The organism is Stenotrophomonas sp. HMWF023, from assembly GCF_003060985.1.
Taxonomy (GTDB): domain Bacteria; phylum Pseudomonadota; class Gammaproteobacteria; order Xanthomonadales; family Xanthomonadaceae; genus Stenotrophomonas; species Stenotrophomonas lactitubi.
In genome coordinates this window covers 263-4,647 of sequence record NZ_QAIJ01000341.1, presented here as the reverse complement: position 1 = coordinate 4,647, position 4,385 = coordinate 263, and the positions used below count along the sequence as shown (strand labels likewise).

At 69.4% G+C, this 4,385-nt stretch carries 4 protein-coding genes and 1 pseudogene; all 5 read left to right on the top strand.

Annotation, left to right across the window (positions count from 1 at the left end):
* Positions 1-437: pseudogene (locus DBR20_RS23605) on the top strand (general secretion pathway protein GspK); the annotation flags it as partial.
* The gene (locus DBR20_RS20965; protein WP_108268220.1) at positions 434-1,603 is read left to right on the top strand and encodes a PilN domain-containing protein; all 1,170 of its coding nucleotides are present in this window, start codon (positions 434-436) and stop codon (positions 1,601-1,603) included. The pseudogene DBR20_RS23605 and the gene DBR20_RS20965, both read left to right, overlap by 4 nt.
* On the top strand, positions 1,584-2,309 hold the full coding sequence (gene gspM, locus DBR20_RS20960; RefSeq protein WP_258223457.1) for a type II secretion system protein GspM: 726 nt from the start codon (positions 1,584-1,586) through the stop codon (positions 2,307-2,309). Before DBR20_RS20965 ends, gspM begins: the two co-directional genes overlap by 20 nt.
* A complete protein-coding gene (locus DBR20_RS20955) occupies positions 2,299-3,087 on the top strand; it encodes a general secretion pathway protein GspN (RefSeq protein WP_108268216.1) in 789 nt (262 codons plus the stop codon). The genes gspM and DBR20_RS20955 overlap by 11 nt, the downstream gene beginning before the upstream one ends.
* A gap of 9 nt (positions 3,088-3,096) precedes the next feature.
* A partial coding sequence (locus DBR20_RS20950; RefSeq protein WP_308812627.1) for a secretin N-terminal domain-containing protein occupies positions 3,097-4,385 on the top strand: 1,289 nt, incomplete at its 3' end.

Sequence of the window (4,385 nt, the reverse complement as noted above, 5' to 3'; positions counted from 1 at the left end):
GTGCCGAGGCGCCCGAGTACGCCGCTGCGGGCCTGCCCTATGGCCCGCGCAACAAGCGCTTTGAAACCCTGGGCGAACTGCAGCGGGTGCTGGGAATGCGCGGGTCGCTGTATGCCGCGATGCTGCCGCACCTGACGCTTTACAGCCGCCAGGCACGCCCGGATCCGCGCTTCGCCAGTGGCCCGGTGTTGACGGCAATGGGCCTGGATGCGGAGCAACTGCTGGCGCAACGCGCCCAGCAGGAGCGTGACGGAGATAACGCTGCGGGTGCATCGGCGCTTGCCAGCGGCAGTGGCACCTATAGTATCGAGTCCCGCGCCACTGACGGCAGCGGACGCCTGTCGGTGCTGCAGGCGGTGGTGCGCAACGGATCGGGCGGGGTGCCCGGCCGGACCTACACAGTGCTTCGCTGGGAGCAGGGAATGGCAGCAAGATGACGGCTTGGCAGGACAGTCTGCGGCAGGTGCAGGGCCAGATCGGCCCCGGTGCCGGCCGTTTCCTGCGCTGGTGGCGGCAGTCGTTGCTGGCCTGGGTGCCGATGCGCTGGCAATGGGCGCTGGGCTGGTCGCAGACCCGCCTGCTGCTGCAGCGCGAAGACGGGCAACTGCAGGTCTGGCGCGAAACCGGTGACGGCCTCGAGCCCGTGGCCCGTCTTCCGTGGCCGCTGCAACCGGCGGACCTGGACCGCGTGCTGGAGCCGCGCCTGCGCAGCCTGCCACGGGTGTGGCTGCTGCCCGCCGGGCAGGTCCTGCGGCGCAATCTGCGCCTGCCCGCCGCGGCCGGTGACCGCCTGCGTGCGGTGGTCGGCTACGAGATCGACCGGCAGACACCGTTCGAAGCCAGCCAGGTCAGCTATGACATCCGTGAACTTGGCAGTGCCGGCGAAGGCCTGCTGCAGGTGGAGCTGGTGGCCTGGCCGCTGCGCCAGCTCGATGACTGGCGTGCGCAGATCGGCGAGTGGGCTGACACGCTGGCCGGTGTCGATGCAATCGATGCACAGGGCCGCGCGCTGCAGGTCAACCTGCTGCCGCCCGCGCAGCGTCAACAGCGGCCGGACCCGATGCGGCGCTGGAACCTGCTGCTTGCCGCAGCGGCGCTGGTGATGCTGGTGCTGGCGGCGATGCAGCTGCTGGACAATCGCCGCGCCGCCGTCGATGCACTGCGCGAAGACGTCGAGCGCAGCGCCCGCAGTGCGCGTGGTGTTGCCAGCGAACGCAGCCAGCTGCAGGCGCTGCTGGATGGAGCGACGTTCCTGGAAACACAACGCAACCAGCGCGCCAGTACCGTCGAAGTGTGGAATGAGCTGACCCGGCGCCTGCCCGATGGCACCTACCTGGAAAAACTGGCGATCGAGAACAACAGCCTGCAGCTGATCGGCCTCAGCAGCGAAGCATCGCAGCTGGTTCCGCTGCTGCAGGACGCGCCGCAGTGGCGCAAGGTGAACCTTACCGGCGTGCTGCAGGCCGATGGTGCCGCCAGTGGCCGCGACCGCTTCACCCTGACCGCCGAGCTGCAGCCATTGCCTTCGGCGGCACCTGCGCCCGCAGCCGCCGCGACTGAAACCACGGAGGCGGCCCATGCCGATGCCAAGCGCACGCCGTGACCGCTGGCTGGCACTGGCACTGCTGTTGGCAGTGCTGGGCCTGGCCTACCTGCTGCTGGTGCACCCATGGTTCACCCAGCAGCTGCTCGCGATCGATGCCGATGCCGCTGCCCTGCGCGAACGCCAGCAGCGCGTACAGGCGCAGCTGCAGCAGCAGCCGCAGATCGAACAGCGGCTGCGCGCGACCCGCGACGCCCTGCAGCAGCGCCCGGGGTTCCTGCGGGAAGCCACCGCCGAGGCCGCTGCGGCCGCGCTCGGCGCACGCCTGCAGGATGCGGTGGCGATGGCCAGCCCGGGCAACCGCAGCTGCACCATCAGCAACCGCACGCCATTGAGCGACAACCGTCGCGATGCCGCCTTCGTCCGCGTGGCCATGCAGGTGCGCCTGCGCTGTGGCGTGGCCGAACTGGCCACCGTCCTGCACAGCCTGGAGACCGGCAGCCCGCGCCTGTTCGTGGACAACCTCAACCTGATCGCACAGCGCTTCCAGCAATCGCCGAACGAATCCGGCCTCGGCCTGGACGTGTCCTTCGAGCTGGCCGGTTACCTGTTGCCGGGTGCTGCCGCCGATTCCTCGACAGCGCCCGTGGCCACGCCGCCTGCAGCGCCACCTGCAGCTGCGCCGGTGGTGTCGCCGCCGGCACCTGTACCGGCACCGGCGGAGCAGCCTGCTGCCGATGCGCAGGAGGTGGCCGATGAAGCTTGAGCAGATCAACCTGCGCACCGGGCTGTTGCTGGCGCTGGCCGGATGGGCGGCCGCGACCTGGCTGGCCACCGGCTTCGGTCTTGGCAGCCAACTACCCGTGGTCAGCGCAGAGGGCGACGCCCAGGCCGCGCTGCCGGCGTTGCCCGTGCTGGCGCCCGAACGCATGGCCGGCGCAGACAGCTACAGCGTGATCAGCGAGCGGCCCCTGTTCGCCGAAGACCGCAAGCCACGCCCGTATCTGCTGGGGGGCAGCGAAGCCGCCGCCAGTCCCGCGCTGCGCCTGACCGGCGTGCTGCTCACCCGTGATTTCAGCATGGCCACCTTCACCACCGAACAGGGCCGGTCGTTGCGCCTGCGCCTCAATGGCGATGCAGTCGATGGCTGGCAACTGGTCGCCTTGGAACCACGCCAGGCCACGGTGATCGGCTCCAGTGGCAGCCAGGTGCTGGAGCTCGCCGTGTTCAATGGCCAGGGCGGTGAAGCGCCAACGGCCCTGCGCGGAGCCAATGGCGCACCGCCTGTGCCCGGCGCGGTGGTTCCGCCGCCGCCGCCACAGCCGGCGCCCAGCCAGACCCAGCCCAACCCACGTGCCACCGATGGCAACGTGGCTCCCGCGTCGCCTGCACCGGCCGCGGCCGCCGCGCCACCTGCCAACACCAACGGTCCCAGCGAAGCGCAGATGCAGGCCATCCGCGAACGCATCCAGGCCCGCCGCCGTCAGCTGCAGCAACAGCAGCAACAACCGTCGCCGCCCCCGGGCGATGGCACCAACCGATAGAGTGAATGCATGAATCTGCGTTTTCTTCCCTGGTCCCTTGCCCTGACACTGCTGGTCGGCTGCAGCACCGTGTCCGCCCCGCATGTGCAACGCAACGGCAACCTGCAGCCATCGGCCAGCGCCGGCCAGGCCGCCACCGATGCGCAGACCGAAGCGGCCGATCAAGCCCAGGGGACGCCGCAGGCGGTGATCCGCCGTGGCACCGGCACCATGATCAACCGCGAGGCCGCGCGCAAGCCGTCGCCCGCGCTGCATGCGGCCAGCTCCGGCGAAGCCACCTTCAACTTCGAGGGCGAGTCGGTGCACGCGGTGGTCAAGGCCATCCTCGGTGACATGCTCGGCCAGAACTACGTGATCGCCCCGGGGGTGCAGGGCACGGTGACCCTGGCCACGCCCAAGCCGGTATCGCCGGCACAGGCACTGAACCTGCTGGAGATGGTGCTGGGTTGGAATAACGCCCGCATGGTCTACAGCGGTGGCCGCTACAACATCGTCGCCGCCGACCAGGCACTGGCCGGGACCGTGGCGCCGAGCACTGCGCCCGCATCCAGTGCACGCGGCTTTGAAGTGCGCGTGGTGCCGCTGCAGTTCATCTCCGCCACCGAGATGAAGAAGGTGCTGGAGCCCTATGCGCGGCCCAATGCCATCGTCAACGTCGACAGCGGCCGCAACGTGATCACCCTGGGCGGCACCCGTGCCGAACTCGAGAATTATCTGCATACCGTCGAGATCTTCGACGTCGACTGGCTCTCGGGGATGTCGGTGGGTGTGTTCCCGATCCAGTCCGGCAAGGCCGAGCAGGTCGCGGCCGATCTGGAGAAGGTATTCGGCGAAGAGAGCAAGACGCCCAGCGCCGGCATGTTCCGTTTCCTGCCGCTGGAAAACGCCAACGCCGTGCTGGTGATCACCCCGCAGGTGCGCTACCTGGACCAGATCCAGCAGTGGCTGGACCGCATCGATACCGCCGGTGGCAGCGCGCGCCTGTTCTCGCATGAGCTGCGTTACATCAAGGCCCGCGATCTGGCAGAACGCCTCAGCGAAGCCTTTGCGAGCAGCGGCAACCGTAGCGGCGCCGGCTCGGCATCGCTGGCACCAGGCGCCATTCCGTCGCAGCTGGGCAGCGATGGCGACCGCGGCATGGACGCCAACAACGGCAGCAGCTTCAACAACCAAGTCGGCGGCGGCAGCAGCAGCGGTAGTGGCAGCAGCGCCGGCAGTCTGAACCTGCCGCAGCGCCAGTCGGGCAACGTCAGCATCAGCCTGGAAGTGGAGGGCGATCGTGTCGGCGTGTCGGCGGT